At 73.2% G+C, this 19,181-nt stretch carries 11 protein-coding genes; 2 read left to right on the top strand and 9 right to left on the bottom strand.

What is annotated here, in order from left to right:
* Positions 1 to 14: 14 nt before the first annotated feature.
* The 4 genes from RLT57_RS02675 to RLT57_RS02660 all read right to left on the bottom strand — a co-directional run bounded on the left by RLT57_RS02675 (position 15) and on the right by RLT57_RS02660 (position 6,235).
* The gene (locus tag RLT57_RS02675) at positions 15 to 1,670 is read right to left on the bottom strand and encodes a hypothetical protein (RefSeq protein ID WP_311295744.1); all 1,656 of its coding nucleotides are present in this window, start codon (positions 1,668 to 1,670) and stop codon (positions 15 to 17) included.
* Entirely contained in the window at positions 1,667 to 3,346 is a 1,680-nt protein-coding gene (gene pelF / locus RLT57_RS02670) for a GT4 family glycosyltransferase PelF (RefSeq protein ID WP_311295743.1), read from the bottom strand. Before pelF ends, RLT57_RS02675 begins: the two co-directional genes overlap by 4 nt.
* Positions 3,347 to 3,446: 100 nt before the next feature.
* Complete coding sequence (locus RLT57_RS02665) at positions 3,447 to 5,624, bottom strand: hypothetical protein (protein ID WP_311295742.1); 2,178 nt, start codon at positions 5,622 to 5,624, stop codon at positions 3,447 to 3,449.
* 338 nt (positions 5,625 to 5,962) lie between these two features.
* Positions 5,963 to 6,235, bottom strand: coding sequence for a hypothetical protein (locus RLT57_RS02660; RefSeq protein WP_311295741.1), 273 nt, complete (start codon positions 6,233 to 6,235; stop codon positions 5,963 to 5,965).
* An 896-nt stretch (positions 6,236 to 7,131) separates the two neighbouring features.
* Here RLT57_RS02660 and RLT57_RS02655 point away from each other — a divergent pair.
* On the top strand, positions 7,132 to 9,303 hold the full coding sequence (locus RLT57_RS02655) for a SpoIIE family protein phosphatase (protein WP_311295740.1): 2,172 nt from the start codon (positions 7,132 to 7,134) through the stop codon (positions 9,301 to 9,303).
* Here the strand turns inward: RLT57_RS02655 and RLT57_RS02650 are convergent.
* Positions 9,296 to 10,771, bottom strand: coding sequence for a hydrolase (locus RLT57_RS02650; RefSeq protein WP_311295739.1), 1,476 nt, complete (start codon positions 10,769 to 10,771; stop codon positions 9,296 to 9,298). The two genes, RLT57_RS02655 and RLT57_RS02650, sit on opposite strands and share 8 nt — an antisense overlap.
* A gap of 475 nt (positions 10,772 to 11,246) precedes the next feature.
* Here RLT57_RS02650 and RLT57_RS02645 point away from each other — a divergent pair, with 475 nt between their 5' ends.
* Positions 11,247 to 12,644 (top strand): NADP-dependent succinic semialdehyde dehydrogenase, encoded by a 1,398-nt coding sequence (locus RLT57_RS02645; RefSeq protein WP_311295738.1) that lies wholly within the window; start codon positions 11,247 to 11,249, stop codon positions 12,642 to 12,644.
* 37 nt (positions 12,645 to 12,681) lie between these two features.
* Here the strand turns inward: RLT57_RS02645 and RLT57_RS02640 are convergent, their stop codons facing one another.
* The 4 genes from RLT57_RS02640 to RLT57_RS02625 all read right to left on the bottom strand — a co-directional run bounded on the left by RLT57_RS02640 (position 12,682) and on the right by RLT57_RS02625 (position 19,125).
* Positions 12,682 to 12,966: a hypothetical protein gene (locus tag RLT57_RS02640; RefSeq protein WP_311295737.1), complete on the bottom strand. Its 285-nt coding sequence runs from the start codon at positions 12,964 to 12,966 to the stop codon at positions 12,682 to 12,684.
* A 110-nt stretch (positions 12,967 to 13,076) separates the two neighbouring features.
* The gene (locus RLT57_RS02635; protein WP_311295736.1) at positions 13,077 to 13,394 is read right to left on the bottom strand and encodes a hypothetical protein; all 318 of its coding nucleotides are present in this window, start codon (positions 13,392 to 13,394) and stop codon (positions 13,077 to 13,079) included.
* 264 nt (positions 13,395 to 13,658) lie between these two features.
* A complete protein-coding gene (locus RLT57_RS02630; RefSeq protein ID WP_311295735.1) occupies positions 13,659 to 16,967 on the bottom strand; it encodes a glycoside hydrolase family 3 C-terminal domain-containing protein in 3,309 nt (1,102 codons plus the stop codon).
* A gap of 16 nt (positions 16,968 to 16,983) precedes the next feature.
* Complete coding sequence (locus RLT57_RS02625) at positions 16,984 to 19,125, bottom strand: discoidin domain-containing protein (protein ID WP_399129749.1); 2,142 nt, start codon at positions 19,123 to 19,125, stop codon at positions 16,984 to 16,986.
* Between the last annotated feature and the right edge of the window lie 56 nt (positions 19,126 to 19,181).

Here is a 19,181-nt window from a genome sequence, read left to right as displayed (position 1 = left end):
AGGCTGACGGGTCGTCAGCGGTGGGTGGTCACCCGGGCGGTGAGGTTCAGCGAGACGGCCAGCGCGGTGGCCGCGGCGGTGCCGCAGACCAGGCCGATCGTCGCCGCGGGGGCGGCGGCGCGGGCCGCGAGCAGGACGCCGGCGGCGCCGGCCGCGCCCAGGAGCAGAAGCGCCCCGGTCCACGGCCTGCCGCACGACTGGAGGAGCAGCGCCAGCCACAGCAGGCAGCCCAGGGCCAGCAGTACGGCCAGGTGCGGTACGGTCCAGGCCGCCGCGCCCGGCAGCACGGCGCTCTCCACCGCGGCGAGCCCCGCGAGCGAGGCCCCGTACCCGGCCAGGCAGCCGCCCAGCACCCGCCAGACCCGGCCCGGCAGCCGCTCTCCGACCCCGGTGCGGCGCAGCGCCCTCAGCGCTCCGCCGCGGAACCGGAACAGCAGCCATTCCCCGACCCCCATCCCCACGGTGAGTGCCCCCACGAACTCCCCGGCCAGCCCCGCCGCGACCACCAGCACCCCGCCCGCCACCCCCGCGACCGCCTGCGGCGCCGAGCGGACCCACGCCACCCCGCCGTGCGACCGGCAGGCCCGCAGAACGCGGCGGAGCCCGCCGGCCGGTGTACGGGGGGTGGGGCGTCGGCCGCGGCCGGTGCCGGGTACCGCCGGGGCCGGGCGGGCCGACCTCCCGGCGTGCTGGGTCCTGCGCCGGAGGAGGGTCCACAGGCGGCGGTCCCGGCGGTCCCGGCGGTCCCGGCGGTCCCGCGCGGGTCGGGCGGCGGGCGCCGGCGGCGAGGCCGTTCGCAGGGCCGCGTGGGCGGCGAGGGCCATGGCCGCCGCCGCGGTCACGGTCAGGGAGGCGGTGATCAGGGCCGGGGGCAGGGCGTTGCCGCCGGCGACGGCGGTCAGCGGCAGGGGGAGCAGGACGGTCAGCAGAGTGCGCTCCCGGGCGAGGACCAGCAGGACCGTGGCGGCGGCCACGTAGCAGGACTGCCCGGTGGCGAAGAGGAGGGTGCCGGGGAGACCGAAGCCCGCCACCGCCGTCGCCGCCGCCGTGGACAGCAGCGCCCCGGCCGCCGCGCCGGCCAGCAGCGCGCCGGCGGCCTGGCGCTCGCGGCCGGCGAGCAGGAGCAGGTGGGCGTGGTGGGCCAGCGCCTGGTTCCAGCCCCAGCCGACGAGCGCCGCCGCACCCCACGCGGCGACCGCCCGGCTCACCCCGAACGGCCCGTCGGGACCGTCGGCCCACCGGCCGCCGAGGACGTAGGCGATGCCCGGGAGCGCGAAGGTCAGGCCGTGCAGGGCACACCGGAGGGTGTCCGGCCGCCACGGGTCGGCGGCCGGCGGCGGCTCGGGGAAGCGGCGGGGCACCCGGCCGAAGAGCGTGACGGACAGCGCGAACAGGTCCCGGTGCCCCAGTTGGCCGGTGATCCGCTCGTCGGTCAGCCCCTCGGACTCCAGCAGCGCCGCCACCTCGTCGGGGTGGACGGCCGTGGCGATCTGCTCCGCCAGCCCTTCGGCGAGCGCGGTCAGTTCACTCTCCGGCGACCGGGCCTGCGAGGCGTCCCGCGGCCGGTCCCGCAGCGGTCCCGTCCGGCGCGATAGCCCGGCCAGCGAGCCGGAGCCGCCGTCCGTGCCCGCCAGGATGCCCGGCGCGACCAGCGCGAGCGGCCCGCTCACCGGCCGTCCTTCGCCGCGCACAACCCGTCCCGTGCCGCCTGTGGCGCGGCGCCCGCCGACCGCGCCGGCTGCCAGGCACGCGGCATCCGGGCCGGGCCGCCGCCGACCCGTTCGGGGCGGCGCGGCGCCGCCCCGAGCTCCCGGTAGATCTCCCGGAACGCGTCGATCGTCCGCCGCAGCGTGAACCGTTCGATCACCCGCAGCCGGGCGGCCTCGCCGAGCGCTGCCCGCCGGCCGGGGTCGCGCAGCAGTTCCAGCGCGGCCCGAGCCATCGCCGCCGGATCGCGCGGCGGTACGACCAGGCCGGTGTCGCCCACCGCCTCCCGTACCCCGCCCACGTCGGTGGACACCGTGCAGCGCCCGCACGACATGGCCTCGATCAGGGTGAACGGGAACCCCTCGCTGATACTGGAGAGCATCACCACCTGCCCGGCCGCGTACGCGGTGCGGATGTCGTCCACCCGCCCCTCGAAGGTGACCGCCTCGCCCGCGCCGAGCGCCCCGGCCAGCGCCTCGCACCGCTCGCGGTACGCCTCGCCGCCGCGCGGGGTGCCGCCGAAGATCCGCAGCCGCGCCGCGGGTATCTCCTCCCGCACCAGCGCGAACGCCCGGATCAGCGTCTCCAGGTCCTTGATCGGGTCGATCCGCCCGGCCCAGGTCAGCGTCGGGGTCAGCGGCTCCGGCCCGGCGGGCGGGAACGCCCCCGGGTCGACCCCGTTGTAGACGGTGCGGATCCGGTCCGGCGCGGCCCCGCCGTGCTCCTCCCAGCGCCGGTTGTAGCGGTTGCCGGGGGTGATCAGCGCGCTCGTCCGGTACGTCTCGCGGGACAGCAGCCGGAAGAAGCCGAGCAGCAGCGCCTTCACCGGCCAGCGGTACGGTCCCGTCCGGTAGCCGAGATAGCGTTCGCGCTGGTAGACGCCGTGCTCGGTGAGCAGCAGCGGGGTGCCGTGGCGCTGGTGGGCGACCAGTCCCGGCAGCGCCGCCAGACCCCCGCTGACCGCGTGCGAGACCCCGCCGGGCGCCGGCGCCGGCGCCGCGCCCAGCGGGCGCAGCAGGTGTTCCAGCAGGTCGGTCGCGGTCAGCGCGTCGTGATGGGTGGGCGCCGCCGCCGCGACCGTGGTGCCGGGCCGCCGCCACAGCCGGGCCAGTACCCGTACCGCCTCCTCGGTCCGCAGCGCGGCGAACAGCGCGCCGCTGTCGGCCCATTCGGCCAGCGTGTACAGCTGCGTGCCGAACTCGGCCCGCTCGTCGCGGGTTCCGCCGCCGGACCCGGCGCCCTCCCCGGCCGCCGGGGCCGCTTCGGTGGTCCCGCCGCCCCTGTCCCCGTCCTCCCCGTCCCCGTCTTCGCCGGGCTCCTCGGCGAGCAGCGCCAGCAGCAACCCCTCCCAGGCGGCGAGCAGTTCTCTGGCGTCCCGGCCGCGCGGCGCCCGGCCGGCCGGCTCCGCGCCCCACAGCGCCACCGTCTCCACTCCGCTCACCTGCGCCGGCAGCGGCCACACCGGCTGTTCTTGGCCGGTGCCGGTGACCGCCAGTACCCGGAAGTCGACGTCGGGCATGCCCTGGACGAGCTGGTCGCACCAGACGCTCACCCCGCCGGGACTGTGCGGATACGTTCCTTCGGTCAGCATCGTGACCCGCGCGACAGGCGTCGGCGGCCCGCCCAGGACTGCGTGCATGGAAATGGAGTCCCCCCTCGACGTATCAGGTGCCGTTGTGGAGCCGCCTGCGGCGGGCGGGGCGGCCGGTGCAGCCGGATGAGCCCCGCCCGCCGGCGACTCAGCTCCGGCTGTCGCCGGGGCCGGCCGGGACGGGGGTGGCGGCCCCGCTGGGCACCGGCAGCCGGCCGACGGCGAGGCGCACGGTGATCGGGCCGAGCGACACGTCCAGGTGCAGCAGGGCCGACGGCGTCCCCGACGGCAGCGTCAGCGACACCGCGCTCTGCAGCAGTCCCGGCACGGTCCAGCCGCTCACCGCGCCCGCGTAGGAGTCGCCGAAGGGGGTGGAGCCGAGCAGTTGGGCCTGCCGGGTGCCGGTCGGCACCGTCGCGCTGACCTGCGTTCCGGCCGGCGCGCTGATCGTCACGGTGTCGCCGATCCGGTAGCCGGTGGCCGTGCCGGCCCGGACGGCGGTGTCCCAGGCCGCCCGGCGCCGGAGTTCGGTGCCGATGTCGGCGGTCCGCAGGTTCACCAGGGGGGTGTCGGCGGCGAACAGCGCCGCGTAGTCGGCGAGGATCCGCTCCAGCACCGGGTACGCGATCCGGTCCTCCGACAGGTTCGACTGGTGCAGGAAGTGCGGCCGCGGGTCGTTGCCGAGCACGTGCCCGAGGTCGATCCGGGCCTCCAGCGGCACGATGTACGACTGGTAGCCGGTCGCCGGGTCCAGCGGGGCGTTCAGGCAGGTGGAGGTGCCGGACGTCGCGCACACCCCGCTGCCGCCCTGTACGGCGTCGGTGTAGATCCAGTTGTACTCGTCGGTCTCCTCGGCCGCGCTGCCCGCGTTGTAGAAGACGTTCATCGGGTGGCGCGGCACGGTGACCGCCGGGCCGGCCGTCCGCTGGTCCGGCTCCCTGGAGGCGTCACTGGCCAGGTACTTCACCCCGAGCTGGGTGAGCGCCGGCGACAGGTTCGGGTTGTCGTCCGGCTGCTGCGGCAGGGACGTGAGTCCGGAGTGCTCGCCGGTCACCAACTCCTGGTCGTTCAGCGACAGTCCGTGCTGCGCCGCCCAGGTCCGGTTGTCCTGCACGGTGGAGACGATGTCGGACTTGCTCACCCACTGGACGTGCCCGCTCGCGTCGGTCGTGCAGCGCCACGGCACCACGGTGACGTCCTGGACACAGCCCACGAAGGGGTGCAGATAGGTGTGGTTCACCCAGCGGTACGTGCTCTTGTCGGCGAGCAGCCGGTCCGCCAGCGGGTCGTCGGTGGTCTCGTGGTCGGTCTTCCAGTCCTCGCTGCCACCGCCGTTGAACACGAAGTCGAAGGTGAAGCCGTGTGCCCGCGACCACTGCTCGGCGTACGCCGCGTCGGCCGGCGTCATCCGGATCGGGTCGGTGTCGTCACCGGTGCCCGGCGGGCAGTCCACGTCCCCCGGAGTGCAGTTCAGCCCGGCGTCCCACCGGTCGTCGGAGAGGAAGACGTCGTCGACCTGCACCTCGAAGTAGTTGCGGTCGGCGCCCAGATGGATGCCCTGGGTCATCCACTCCACGATGCCGCGGGCCAGCAGCCGGAACTGCTCCTGGTACTGGTTGTAGACGAAGGTCAGCACCAGTTCGCTGCGGCCGTCGTGCGCGTACTGGCCGACGAGCACCCCGCGCCGGTCGGTACCGGGAACGGGCGCGTCCACCAGGGTGGTGAAGGATGCGCCGGCCACCTGCTGGGCCAGCGGCGTCGCGAGGTAGCCGTAACTCTCCGCCTGGTCCGCCGCGTTGTCCTCGAACGGCACCGGGCCGCCGAGGTAGCCGAACGGGCCCGCGGTGCCCTGGGCGGTGACCTGGCCGGTGTCGCCGTCCAGCGGGCCGGTGTAGCCGCCGTTCTGGGCGTAGTCGAGACCGACGGACGGCTGCGCGTAGGTGTACGCGTCGACCTGCCGGATGCCGAAGGTCGTCTCGTACGCCGCGAGGGCGGCCATCTCGGCGGAGCCCGCGCCGAACGGGTTGTCGTTCGGCAGCACCACCGACTGGAACCTGGCCCGCGGCCGGCCCGAGACCGTGTCGCTCAGAAAGTCCGCGGTGATCGCCGGCCGGCCGGCGTCGCCGAGGTCCACGGTGGTGTACGGGGTGCCCGCGCTGCCGAGTTCCGCGGCGATGGCCGCGGTGGCCGGGCCGCCGTCGTCCACCACCAGGACCCGCAGGTCGATCCGCGGGGTGGTGGCGGCGTTCGCCACCGCCGGGGCCAGGCCCAGGGACATCAGTGCTGCCGCCGCTCCGGCGGCGGCAGCACGTAAAGCTCTGCCCATCAAGTCATTCCTCCCCCGGAAGGCGGCCCAACGCCGGAAACGACGTACCGCCCTCCGCTGTCGCGGCCCATGGGGGGCGCGATTCCGGGGACCATCGTGCGGGAATCCGCGCAGGTTCTGTGACCGATTCGGGGAGGTGCCGAGGTGATGGAATGGCCATCGGCGGCCTGGAGAGCGCTCTACCTGCGGATTTTCGGATAGTCATATGCGCGGCAAACAATGATGTTCACTCTAAAGGGTGAATAGTCGAGCATGTATCCGATTAGCGGCATCGATGATGCGGTGGGCATATTTCCCATGCGCGGAAAGTCGTCGCGCCGACCGGGCGAGCCGCGCGGCTACGGCCAGATCTGCCAGGCCAGCGCCGTCGACAGGGCCACCACGACGGTGGCCACACCGCCGATCACCAGCGGGCGCTCGCACAGCGGCCGGCGTTCCGCCGCGGCGGCCGTCGCCGTTGCCGGCACGGCCCGCACCACCACGACTCCGCCGGCGCTGGAAGCGCCGGACACCGGGCCGGTGCCGGGACCGGTCGGCGCGCCGTCCTGCGAGCCGGAACCTGAGCCGTGCCATGAGCCGGGGCCCACGACGGGGAACACCACCTCGATCACGTCCGGCGGCTCCTGACCGGGCTCCCGCGGTGGGACGACGGCGCCGGCCGTGCTCCCGCCGGGACCGCCGATCCGCCCGCCCCGCCCCGCGGCGTCGCCCGGCGCCCCCGGTCCCGCGTCCCTGTCCCTCATCTCCGGACCCACACTTCCCCGCCGAACCCTCGCGCCCGCGCGTCCCGCGGGCTCTACCGCCGCTACCAGGATGATCCCCGCCAAGGGGACGCCACGCGCCCGGCGAAGCCGCCCGCCACCCGGCACCCCCGGGCGGTCCGCTTCCCGGGGGAGCGGCGCCGTCCTGCCGGAGGAGGCGGTCCGGCGGTCGTGCCGCGCGCCGCCTCCGGACCCGGCACACTACCGGTCCGGCCCCGGCCCGGCCCACCGGGGCCGGGTCCGGCCGGGGGTTCAGCGCAGCGGTGCCGGTGCCGGGACGGGGTCCGGCACCGGCACCGGCGGCACCGGGCCGGGGCCCGGAGCGGGCGGGGAGGGCTCGGGCCCCGGCGTCGGCGGCACCGGGTCGGGCGCCGGTTCCGGCACGGGACGCGGCTCGGGCGCGGGTACGGGGTCGGGCCCCGGCACCGGCTCCCCGGGGTGCGCCGGGGGCACCGGCGCCGGGAAGGGGTCAGGGTAGGGCTCGGTCATCGGACACTCCCGGGGTGCGTACGGGAACGCGGCTCGTCCCCGTTCGGACCCCACGCGTACCCGCTCGGCCCGCGCCCATGCCCGGACCGCTCGCCGTATCCCCTGCCCGCCATCCGCCATCCGCCATCCGCCGGCTGCCCGGCCCCGGCCCCCGTTCACCCCGGCGCATCGGGACAATCACGACATCGGGGAGATAATGGCCGTGATGGCTCCACGACGTGTGTCCATGACCGCGGATCCGACTCCGGAGCAGGCGCATGGCAGCTGACCGCCGGCCCGGGGCCGGCCCGTACGACCCGCGCGTGGCGGGTTCCGCGTCACGCCCTCGGTTCGCGCCGTCCCGGCTCGGGCCGGGGGAGCGGCTGGCGCTCAGCGGTCTGGGCAGCTTCGACTGGGATCTGGACGCCGGCACCTTCGACCTGGACCGGGCCGGGCTTGACGTCTTCGACCTGCGCCCCGAGGAGTTCGACCGGCGCCCCGAGTCGCTGGTGCTGCGCGTCACCCCGGAGGAGGGCGTCCGGCTGGACGCCGCCCTGCGGGAGGCCCTGCAGTCCGGCCGGCCCAGCTACGGCGGCTACTTCCAGGTGACCCGGCGGGACGGCGTCAAGCAGTGGACGCACACCCAGGGCACCATCCTGCGGGACTCCGGCGGCAACGCCTACCGGGTGGTCGGCTTCGTCAGGGACGCCACGGAGGAGCTGGCCGAGGCGCCCGAGCCCGCCGAGGACCGCGGTGCCGGACAGCGCAACCTGCCCGCCGTCGTCCGGCGCACCACCGAGGCGCTGTCGCACGCGGTCACCGTGGAGGACGTCACGGCGGTGCTCACCGGGGCCGGCGGCCTGGAGCGCTTCGGCGCCGACGGCCTGGTCCTGGCACTGGTCGAGGGGACCGCCCTGAGGTTCGTCGCGTCCAGCGGCTCGCCGACGATCGCCGTGGACGCCCTCCCGCCGCGCCGGCTGGCCGAGCATCTGCCGCTCGCCGAGGCGGTGCGGACCCAGCGGCCGTACTTCACCCGCGACTACCCCGGGCTCGCCGAGCGCTTCCCGCTGCTGGGCCCCTACCAGCAGCCGATCGGTACGGCGTCGGCCGCCTTCGTGCCGCTGATCGCCCAGGCCCGCTCCATCGGCGGCCTCGCGCTGTTCTACCGGGACCGCGCGGACTTCGGCCACGCGGAGCGGGAGCTGGTCGGCGCGCTGGCCGGCATCCTCGCCCAGTCGCTGCAACGGGCCATCCTCTTCGACCGGGAGCGGGAGTTCGCCACCGGGCTCCAGTCGACGATGCTGCCCCGGCACATCCCGCGGTTCGACAGCGTCGAGATCGCGGTCCGCTACCACGCCGCCTGGAGCGGCCGGGAGGTCGGCGGCGACTGGTACGACGTGGTGGCGCTGCCGCAGAACCGGGTCGGCCTGGTGGTCGGCGACGTCCAGGGGCACGACACGCACGCCGCCGCCGTCATGGGCCAGCTGCGGATCGCGCTGCGGGCCTACGCGGCCGAGGGCCACCCACCGTCCACGGTGCTGGCCCGCGCCTCCCGCTTCCTCGCCGAACTCGACACCGAGCGCTTCGCCACCTGCGGCTACGCCGAACTCGACCTGACCAACGGCACCATACGGGCGGCCCGCGCCGGGCACCTGGGGCCGCTGATCCGGCACATCGACGGCCGCACCGGCTGGCCCAACGTGCGCGGCGGCCTGCCGCTGGGACTCGCCACCACGTTCGACCTCCAGGAGTTCCCCGAGACCCGGCTCGACCTGGTCCCGGGCGAGACCCTGGTGTTCTGCACCGACGGCCTGGTCGAGGAGCGCGGTACGGACATCGGCGTCGGCATGGCGGCCCTCGCCGACGCGGTGCACCACGGACCACGCCGCGCCGAGGAGTTGGCCGACGACATCGCGGATACCCTGTGGCGGCGCTGGGGTTCGGACGACGACGTGGCTCTGCTGATCCTGCGCCGGACCCCCGACCCGGGCACCGAATGCGCCCCGCGGATCCACCAGTACGTGCACCAGGCCGACCCCGAGGGACTGGCGGAGGCGCGCGCCGCGCTGCGGCAGGCGCTCACCGACTGGCGGCTGTCCGAACTCGCCGACGACGTCGAACTCGCCGCGGGCGAGCTGCTGGTGAACGTCCTGCTGCACACCGAGGGCGGCGCCGTGCTCACTTTGGAGGTGCTGCCCGAGCCGGTCCGCCGGGTGCGGCTGTCGGTGCAGGACCGCTCCAGCGTGTGGCCCCGCCGCCGCTCTCCGGGCGAGGCGGCCACCTCGGGCCGCGGTCTGCTGATGATTGACGCGATGGCGGTGAGCTGGGGTGTCGAGCCGCGCGGCGACGGCAAGGCGGTGTGGTGCGAGTTCGGCCCGGCGGCCGGCACGCCCGTGCCCGGACCGGCTGAGGCCGGTCCGGGCCGGCGGGAAGGACCCGCGGTCAGCTGACGTCGAGCGCCGTGTCGTCGATCACGAACGACGTTTGCAGCTTGGAGCCCTCGACGCCGGTGAACTTGATGGTCACCGTCTGCCCGGCGTAGCCGCTCAGGTCGAAGCTGCGCTGGCTGTAGCCGGAGGCGGCGTTGACGTTGGAGTAGGTGGCCAGGGTGCTGAGCACGGTGCCCGAGGAGTTCAGCACCTGTGCCTTGAGGGTGTCGTAGGCGGTCGAGCCGGTCTCGGCGGTGTCGATGTGCAGCCAGAAGCTGAGGTTCGCCGAGCAGCCGGACGGGATCGCGACGGACTGCGAGAGGGTGTCGGTGGTGGCGGTGCCGTAGCCGTCCAGCCACGCCTTGTAGGAACCGCTGCGCGCCGCTTCCTTGGTGGCGTTGCCGATCACGCCGCCGGAGGCGGACCAGGACGTGTTGCCGGACTCGAAGCCGGGGTTGGCCAGCAGTTGTTGGTCGGTGCAGCTGCCACCGCCGCCGCCCGTCGTCGAACCGCCCGTGGTGGTCCCGCCGGTGGTGCCGCCGCTGCCGCTGCCGGCCAGCCACGCGGTGGCGTTCAGGGCGAGCGCCGCGTCGGTCCCCGCCGGGTCGTTCCAGCCGTCGTAGAGGGTGTTGCCGGACTGGCCGGTGCCGTCGTCGACCGGCGAGCTGTCACCCCAGATCGCCACCCGGCCGTTGCCGAAGGTGCTGGTGACGAAGAAGGCGCCGGAGTTGCCGGAGCCGCCGGCGTGGTACAGCAGGCCCTTGACGTTCGGGTTGTCGTTCGGCTTGAGGGTGAAGGTGGTGCCGTCCCGCAGGATGCTGCCGGTGACGTTGCCGAACGGGCCGTGCAGCACCGGGTCCGAACTGCTGCTGATCGCCCGGGGGTTGTCGGTGCTGATGTCGAGCAGGTCGACGGAGAAGCCGAACGGGTCGGTGTTGTCCACCCCGTTGTTGGTCAGCAGGTCGTTGATGACGCACGGCGAGTCGCAGCCGTCGTTGTTCCGGTCGCTGTTGTTGTGGTCGGAGATCAGGAACAGGCCGCCGCCGTTCTGCACGAACTTCATAACGGCGGTCTTCTCCGCGCTGCTGAGCTTCACGTTGGGCTCGGTCAGCACGAAGGTGTCGAAGTTGCTCAGGTCCTGCGCGCCGGTGGCGCCGTAGGTGACGGTCTTGCCCGACGGCAGGGTGTTGAGCTGGTAGCCGCCGGCCTTCTGCAGCGCCACGCCCCAGGAGGACAGGGCGCCGGTCCAGTCGGTCTCCGCGTTCGGGCTGGAGTCCTGCCCGAGCGGGTCGGGCTGGCTGGTGCTGATGATCCAGTCGGCGTTTCCGGCCGTCTCGGCCTTGGTGTTGTCGAAGAGCACGCGGTGCGTCGTGGCGGCGGCCGGAGCGGCCGGGGCCGCCTGCGCGCTGCCGGCGGCGATACCGGCGGCGCCCAGGGCGAGCGTGCCCAGGGCGGCAGCCGCGCCGATGAGCACGCGGCTTCGGGGCATACGGGGGTCAGACATCCGTCAACCTCCAGGTGGGGGCGGTCAGTAGGGGACTACGAGAGGGGAAAACACGGACGTGAGGGGTGATTCTGCGCGCGTAGAAGCGGGCGGTGATGTGACCGGGGTTGCCGCCCGGTGAACGCTTCCGGTCGGATCCGGCGGCCGGGTTCCGGGGCCACCGGCGGTTCGGTCACCCGTCCCGTCCCCCGACCCGCCGGGCGGCAACCGCCGGCTCGTGGGGCGGTAAGGGGCCCTCAGCGGGCGGCAAGGGGCGTGCGGGCCGCGCGGAGTACCCGCATGGGCGGCGAACGGTCGCGGGACCGGGACCGGCGGGGCACGATGGGCCGGGAGCGGCATGGATCCGCGGGACCCGGGCAGGCGGCCACGCCGGGTGCCCCGCGCAAACGCCGGACCGGCGTCCGGCGGCGCGCCGCGGGAGCGCCCGCCGGCCCGGCCCCGGTACGAGGAGGAACAGAGCATGCCCATCGCCACCGTGAACCCGGCGACCGGAAAGACCCTGCGGACCTTCGACGAGCTCGGGGCGGACGGCGTCGAGGAGCGTGTCGCCCGCGCGGAGAGCGCTTTCCAGGGCTATCGCCACACCGACTTCGCCACGCGTGCCCGGCTGCTCACCGCCGCCGCCGACCTGCTCGACAAGGAGCGGGACGGGATCGCCCGGGTGATGACCCTTGAGATGGGCAAGACACTGTCCGCCGCCAAGGCCGAGGCCGCCAAGTGCGCCAAGGCGATGCGCTGGTACGCGGCGGCCGGCGAGCGGCTGCTGGCCGACGAGCACCCCGACGAGGCCGATGTCGCCGACAGCGGCGCCCACCGCGCGTACGTCCGCTACCGGCCGCTCGGCGTGGTGCTCGCGGTGATGCCGTGGAACTTCCCGCTCTGGCAGGTGGTCAGGTTCGCCGCGCCCGCGCTGATGGCCGGCAACGTCGGACTGCTCAAGCACGCCTCCAACGTCCCGCAGACTGCGCTGTACCTCGGCGGCCTCTTCCACCGGGCGGGCTTCCCCGAGGGCTGCTTCCAGACCCTGCTGATCGGCTCCGGCGCGATCGAGGCGGTGCTGCGCGACCCCCGGGTGGCCGCCGCGACCCTCACCGGCAGCGAGGGCGCCGGGCGGGCGGTCGCCGCGGTCGCCGGCGGCGAGGTCAAGCCCACCGTGCTGGAACTCGGCGGCAGCGACCCTTTCGTGGTGATGCCGTCCGCCCGCGAGGAGTTGGACCACGCGGTGCACACCGCGGTCACCGCCCGGGTGCAGAACAACGGGCAGTCCTGCATCGCCGCCAAGCGCTTCATCGTGCACGACGACGTCTACGACGAGTTCGCCGGGGCCTTCCGCCGGGCGATGAGCGCGCTGGTGGTCGGCGACCCGCTGGACCACTCCACCGACATCGGCCCGCTGTCCACCGAACAGGGCCGCGCCGACCTGGAGGAACTGGTCGAGGACGCGCTCGCCAAGGGCGCCGAGGCGCTGTGCGGCGCCCGCCGCCCCAAGGCACTGCCCGACGGCTGGTTCTACGAGCCGACGGTACTGACCGGGATCACCGAGGCGATGCGGATCCACCACGAGGAGGCGTTCGGCCCGGTCGCCGCCCTCTACCGGGTGCCGGACCTGGACGCGGCGCTCTCGCTCGCCAACGACACGCCTTTCGGCTTGAGTTCCAACGTCTGGACCCGGGACGTGGCCGAACAGGAGCGTTTCGTACGCGACCTGGCGGCCGGCGGCGTCTACTTCAACGGCATGACCGCCTCGCACCCGGCGCTGCCGTTCGGCGGCGTCAAGCGCTCCGGCTACGGGCGCGAGCTGTCCGGCCACGGCATCCGGGCCTTCTGCAACGTCACCACCGTCTGGTACGGCCGCTGACCGCCGGGGGAGAGCGCTTCCCGGCGGAGTCGCGGACTCAGCAGAACCAGCCATTCTGCACCCACCCATGCCGGTTGATCCGGCCGTAGGCGAAGCCGTACACCCAGGAGCCGTCGACCTCCTCCACCAGGAAGGTCTCGCCCTGGTAGAGCGTGCCCATCCAGGCGCCGACCGGTTCGGTGCGGACGTACAGGTCCTGGGCACAGACGGTCTCCCGGACGCCGACGGTGCCGCCCGCCGCCTCGGCCGGGCCGGCCACGGCCAGTAGCGCGGAGGCGGTCAGCACGGCGCAGACGGCACTGACGGATGCGGTACGCAGCATGGGTCGACTCCCTTGGTCAGGACGGAGCGTGCCGGGAAGGGGCCTGGCGGGAAGGGGCTGGCGGGAAGGGGCTGGCGGGATGGGGTGCGGCGGGGCGGACCCGGGCGGGATCACCAGGAGTTGTATCCGCCGATGCACTCGATCCGCAGGTAGCCCCAGTCGTTGGGCCCGTAGTCGAAGCTGGCGGCCCATCCGTTGTAGACCGGGTGCGAGCCGGGGGTGTGGCCGATCTTGTTGCCGTAGCCGAGCACGCGCTTGAGCCCGGTCGGGCCGCTCGCGCTGTCGTAGTTGGCGTAGAAGCTTGCGCTCTGGCACACCACGACGGCGTGCTCGGGCGGGACGTCGGCCGCGGCGGCGGGGAGCAGCGCGCTGGCCAGCGGAACGGCCAGCACGCAGGCGGCGATGAGCGTACGACGGCGTCGCGTCATGTCACGTCCAGAAGTGAGAGGGGAGCCGGACGGTGCGGAGGTGCCGGAAGCTACGCGCGTCACTGTACGAGTCTGACGCGCCCCTGACAACAGGGGGCCGGGGCGGCGGCGCTCCGACGGCCGGTGGACTTTCCCCCGGACATGCGTCCGCCTTCCCGTGGCGAGCCGTCATCACCCACGGGAAGGCGGACATCCGAGCGGTGTGCGGGCCGGCGGCCGACCCGCACACCACGTCACCGGCCGTCCGGCACGGTCACCTCACCCTCAGGTGACCGTCCAGACGAAACTGGCCGTGTCGCTGGCACCGTGGCCGTTGGCGGCGGTCACGCTCACCGTGCTGGTCCCGGCGGTCCCCGCCGTACCGGAGATGACCCCGGACGGGCTGATGGACAGCCCCGCCGGCAACCCGGTCGCGGTGAAGGTCAGCTGCTGACCCGCGGCCGACGCCTTCGCGGTGACGGGCAGCCGGACCGCCCTGCCGGCCAGGCTGCTCATGCCGTGCGGGTTGTCCACGGTCACCGAGGCGGCGGCGGTGCCCGCCGCGTCAACGGTCTTCGCGGTCATCGCGGTCGCCACGTTCAGCGTCCCGGTCAGCGGCAGGTTGCGCGAGGAGTCACCGACCAGGATCTGGTAACTGCCCGCCGGAGTCGTCCAGTTGTTGCCGCTGGTGTTCCAGTACGCCAGGTCGTGCGCGGTCACCGGGAAGGTCACCTGCGCACTCGCCCCCGGCTGGAGGTCGACCCGCTGGAACCCCTTGAGCTGCTTGGCGGGTTCACCGGTGGACGCCGGGTCACCCACGTACAGCTGCGCGATCTCGGCACCCTCCTTGCTGCCGGTGTTGGTGACGGTCGCGCTCACCGTGGCGTTTCCGCTCCCGTCCAGCGCCCCGACCTGGAGGCCGGAGAAGGAGAACGAGGTGTACGACAGGCCGAACCCGAACGGGAACAGCGGAGTGATGTTCTGCGCGTCGTACCAGCGGTAGCCGACCTTCAGGCCCTCGCTGTACTGCACGTTGGTGCCGTTGCCCGGCCACTGGGCGGTGGTGTGCGCCGGCACGTCGTTCAGGCTGCCCGGGAAGGTGACCGGCAGCTTGCCCGACGGGTTGACGTCGCCGAACAGCAGCGCGGCAAGCGAGTTGCCGACCTCCTGCCCGCCGTACCACTCCTCCAGTACGCCCTTGACCGAGGAGAGCCAGGGCATGGTGACCGCGGAGCCGGTGTTCAGCACCACGATCGTGTTCGGGTTGGCGGCGGCTACCTGCTGGATCAGCTGGTTCTGGTTGTTCGGCAGGTCGATGCTGGTGAGGTCGGTGCCCTCGTCCTCGCCGTAACCCACGCACACGATCGCCACGTTGGCGTTGCGCGCCGCGGTGACGGCCGCGTTGACGTCGGTGCCGTCGTTGTACGTGACGCTGCCCGCCGTGCCCAGCCGGTTCTGCAGCGCGGTCAGCGGCGAGACGGTACCCGAACTCGTCGCCGTGGCACTGCCGCCGCCGACACTGCGGACACCGGCCCCGCCGTCCGGACCGAGCAGCGCGATGGTCTTCGTGGTGCTGGTGGACAGCGGCAGGATGCCGGTGTTCTTCAGCAGCACGCTGCCCTGCTCGGCGACCTGACGGGCCGTCGCCTGGTGGGCGGCGGAGGTCACCACGGCGTTGCGGTCACCGGTCTTGGCGTGGTCGAACAGGCCGAACGCGAACATCTGCGTCAGCACCCGGCTCACCATGGTGTTGAGCGTCGCCTGGCTCACCGTGCCGTTGGCGAGCGCCTGGTTGAGGAAGTCGGCGTAGAAGTAGCCGTTCGGCATCTCGATGGTCATGCCGTTGTTCGCCGAGTCCACCGTGGAGTGCGCGCCGCCCCAGTCACTGGTGACGAAGCCGCCGAACCCGGCCTGCTGGTACAGGGCGTTGTTCAGCAGGTACGCGTTCTGGCAGGCGTACACGCCGTTGACGGTGCTGTAGGCGCACATCACCGACGCCGACGCGCCCTTGCTCACCGCCGCCTGGAAGGCCGGCAGATAGATCTCCTGCAAGGTGCGGTTGTCGACGACGGCGTTGTCCGCCGGGCCGTTGCGGTTGGTCTCCTGGTTGTAGACCGCCACATGCTTGGCCTGCGCCATCACGCCCTGGCTCTGGATGCCCTGGATGCTCGCGGTGGCCATCTGGGCGCTCAGATACGGGTCTTCGCTGTAGGTCTCGAAGGCCCGGCCCCAGCGCGGGTCGCGGACGATGTTCATCGTCGGGCCGAGCGCCACATCGGCGCCCTTCCCCTTGAACTCGGCCCCGGCCACCGTTCCGTAGCTCTTCTGCAGCGCGGTGTCCCACGTCGCCGCGGAGGAGACCGCCGCGGGCAGCTGGGTGACGCCGCCGAGGCCGTCACCGACGCCGCTCGGCCCGTCCTGGAAGCCCATCGCCGGAATGCACAGCGACGGGATCGCGTCCATGTCGCCGATGTACGGCTGGGTGCCGCCGTTGCCGTGCAGCATCTGGATCTTCTGCGCCTGGGTCATCTGCGCCAGCACCTGCGAGACGCGGGTGGCGACCGGCGCGGTCGAGTTCACCCACGGGCAGTTGCCGTCGCCGCCGCCCGGCGGCGGCGTGGTGGTGGTGCCGCCCGGCGTGAGAACGGTGAACTCCCACAGCGAGTAGCCGTACGCGGTGCCCCGGACGGTGCCGTACATCCGTACGTAACGGCCGGTGGCGGTGAAGTCGTGCGTCTCGGTGCCACCCGTTCCCGCGGTCGTGGAGTAGACCGTGGTCCAGTTCTGGCCGTCGCCCGAGGTCTGGACCTGGAACGCCTTGCCGTACGCGGTCTCCCAGTTGAGGGTCACCCCGCAGATCGACTGCGAGGTGCCGAGGTCGACCTGGAGCCACTGGGGGTCGGCGGCGGCGCTGGACCAGCGGGTGCCGGTGTTGCCGTCGAAGGCCGCGGACGCCGGGGTGCCGGCGTTCTCGGTGGACGACGCGGTGGCGGGCTTGCCGACGGCGGCGGTCGTCGTACCGCAGACCGTGGGCGTGGTGCCCGAACCTCCGTACACCTGGAACTCCCACAGGGAGTAGCCGTACGCGGTCGCCCGCGCGGTGCCGTACACCCGCACGTAGCGGCCGGTGCCGGTGACGTTCAGCGTCTGGGTGCCGCCGGTCCCGGTGGTGGTGGAGTAGACGGAGGTCCAGTTCTGCCCGTCGGCCGAGGTCTGGATCTGGAAGGCCGTCGCGTAGGCCGCCTCCCAGGTCAGCACGACCTCGGAGATCGACTGGCTGGAGCCGAGGTCGACCTGGACCCACTGCGGGTCGCTGAAGGCACTCGACCAGCGGGTGCCCGGGTCACCGTCCACCGCCGCCGAGGCCGGGGTGCCGGCGTTCTCGGCGGAGGAGGCGGTGGCGGGCTTGCCCTGCGAGAGCAGTACCGGATCGGCGGCGCCGGCCAGGTGCGGTGTGGCGACCAGGGCGAGCGCCGCGACCAGCACGAAACCGACGAGCGCGGCGACCCGGGACCGGTTGGCGGTGGTGTGCCGCCTTCTGCGGGCGGCGCTCCGTTCCCTGAGCCGTGGAGGGACGAGCCACGAATGCAGCATCTTCGAGTTCGCCTTTCTACTGCGACACGCGCACGTAGTCGACCAGCATCCGCTGCGGGAAGACCGTGGTGGCGTCCGGAGCGCCGGGCCAGTCACCGCCGACCGCGTTGTTCAGGATGATGTAGAACGGGTGGTCGTACACCCACGGGCCCCTCGTCGACTCCACCGTCGCCTTGTCCGCGGTGAAGAACGCGTGGCCGTCCACCGAGAACGTCATGTGGCTGGAGTCCCAGTCCACCGCGTAGGTGTGGAAGTCGTTCGCGAAGTCGCCTCCGGCGAGGGTGTACGGCGATCCGTAGCCGTTGCCGCCGTTGTACGCCGGGGCGTGGAGGGTGGAGTACACCGCGTCGGGGACCTTGCCGACGTGCTCCATGATGTCGATCTCACCGGAGTTGGGCCACGGCGTACCGGTCTTGAAGTTCGAGCCCAGCATCCAGAAGGCGGGCCACAGACCCTGCGTTCCGCTCACCTTGATCCGCGCCTCGACGTGGCCGTAGGTGAAGTTGAAGTGGTCCGAGGTGTTGATCCGGCCCGAGGTGTACTGGCCGTTGGCTTCCTTCCTGGCCTCGATGACCAGGTTGCCGTTGCCGTCCATGGTGGTGTTGTCACCGTTGGTGTAGGTCTCCAGCTCGCCGTTCTGGCCGGCGCCGGTGTCCTGGGTCCACTTGCCGGTGTCCGGCTTGGTACCGGCCGCGCCGTTGAACTCGTCGCTCCACACCAGGTGTTCGGGGTTGCCCGGGTTCGGCGGCAGGGCGGGCGGCGCGGTGGGGTTGCCGCCGGTGCCGTAGACGTCGAAGGTCCACAGCGAGTAGCCGTAGCCGTTGCTGCGGGCGGTGCCGTACATCCGCACGTAGCGGCCGTTGCCGTCCACCGTCAGGGTCTCCTTGAAGCCCTTGCCGGTGGTGGTGGAGTAGACGCTCGTCCAGTTGGTGTTGTCGGGCGAGGTCTGGATCTGGTATGCCACGGCGTAGGCCGGGTCCCACTGGAGGACGACCTTGGTGATGTGCGCGGTCGCGCCGAGGTCCACCGAGATCCAGCCCGGGTCCACCCAGCCGTTGGAGTCACTGGTGGCCCAGCGGGTCGCCGGGTCCTCGTCGAACGCCTTGGCCGGGGTGCAGCCGACGCAGCTGTTGGCGTCCTGGAAGGTCGAGGCGGTGGCGGGCTTGTTGTACGACAGCAGGGTCTCGCCGCCTGCGGGCGGCGGGGTGGTGGTGCCCCCGGTACCGCCGCCGGTGGTGGTACCGCCGTTGCCGCCGGTGAAGACCTGGAACTCCCACAGCGAGTAGCCGTACTGGGTGGCGCGCTGGGTGCCGTACACCCGGATGTAGCGGCCGGTGCCGGTCAGCGTGATCAGCTCGGTGCCGCCGGGGCCGGTGGTGGTCGAGTACGCCGTCGTCCAGTTCTGGCCGTCGGCGGAGACCTGGACCTGGTACGCCTTCGCGTACGCGGCCTCCCAGACCAGGTTCACCCCGCAGATGTTCTGCGAGGAGCCGAGGTCGACCTGGACCCACTGCGGGTCGGCGGCGGCGCTGGACCAGCGGGTGCCGTTGTCGCCGTCGACCGCGGACGAGGCCGGGGTGCCGGCGTTCTCGGTGGAGGACGCGGTGGCGGGCTTGTTCAGCGCGGCGTTGGCGGTGGAGCAGGCCGCGGTGCCGGTGCCGGTCGAGCCGTACACCTGGAACTCCCAGAGGGACACGCCCCATTGGGTGGCGCGCTGGGTCGTGTAGATACGGACATAACGCCCGGAACCGTTTACGGTGAGGTTCTCGGTGCCGCCGGCGCCGGTCGTCGTGGAGTACGCCGTCGTCCAGTTCTGGCCGTCACCGGAGGTCTGGATCTGGTACGCCTTCGCGTACGCGGCCTCCCAGCTGAGGGTCACCTGGGTGATCGTGGAGGTGGCGCCGAGGTCGACCTGGAGCCACTGGGGGTCGGCCGCGGCGCTGGACCAGCGGGTGCCGTTGTCGCCGTCCACCGCCGACGAGGCGGGCGTGCCGGCGTTCTCGGTGGAGGAGGCGGTGGCCGTCTTGCCCTGGGAGAGCGGCGTGCCCGCCGCGCGGGCCGGGGTCTGCAGGGCCACCAGGGCGATGGTGGCGATCAGCGCCGCTACGCAGGCGAGGATCAGCGGTCGGGGGTGTCTGAGGGACAGGCGTGGGGGGATGCCAGTCACGGCGTCTCCTGGGTGTCGTCGCCGATTGAGAGAGCGCTCTCTGGATG

This window comes from Streptomyces sp. ITFR-21 (assembly GCF_031844685.1).
Lineage (GTDB): Bacteria > Actinomycetota > Actinomycetes > Streptomycetales > Streptomycetaceae > Actinacidiphila.
This window is presented reverse-complemented; position numbering and strand designations above follow the sequence as displayed.

Bases quoted from the DNA above. Each gene is read 5' to 3' on its own strand.
- RLT57_RS02630 (WP_311295735.1), bottom strand. From the start codon at position 16,967: ATGCTGCATTCGTGGCTCGTCCCTCCACGGCTCAGGGAACGGAGCGCC.
- RLT57_RS02645 (WP_311295738.1), top strand. From the start codon at position 11,247: ATGCCCATCGCCACCGTGAACCCGGCGACCGGAAAGACCCTGCGGACC.
- RLT57_RS02665 (WP_311295742.1), bottom strand. From the start codon at position 5,624: ATGGGCAGAGCTTTACGTGCTGCCGCCGCCGGAGCGGCGGCAGCACTG.
- RLT57_RS02635 (WP_311295736.1), bottom strand. From the start codon at position 13,394: ATGACGCGACGCCGTCGTACGCTCATCGCCGCCTGCGTGCTGGCCGTT.
- pelF (WP_311295743.1), bottom strand. From the start codon at position 3,346: ATGCACGCAGTCCTGGGCGGGCCGCCGACGCCTGTCGCGCGGGTCACG.
- RLT57_RS02650 (WP_311295739.1), bottom strand. From the start codon at position 10,771: ATGCCCCGAAGCCGCGTGCTCATCGGCGCGGCTGCCGCCCTGGGCACG.
- RLT57_RS02640 (WP_311295737.1), bottom strand. From the start codon at position 12,966: ATGCTGCGTACCGCATCCGTCAGTGCCGTCTGCGCCGTGCTGACCGCC.
- RLT57_RS02655 (WP_311295740.1), top strand. From the start codon at position 7,132: ATGGCAGCTGACCGCCGGCCCGGGGCCGGCCCGTACGACCCGCGCGTG.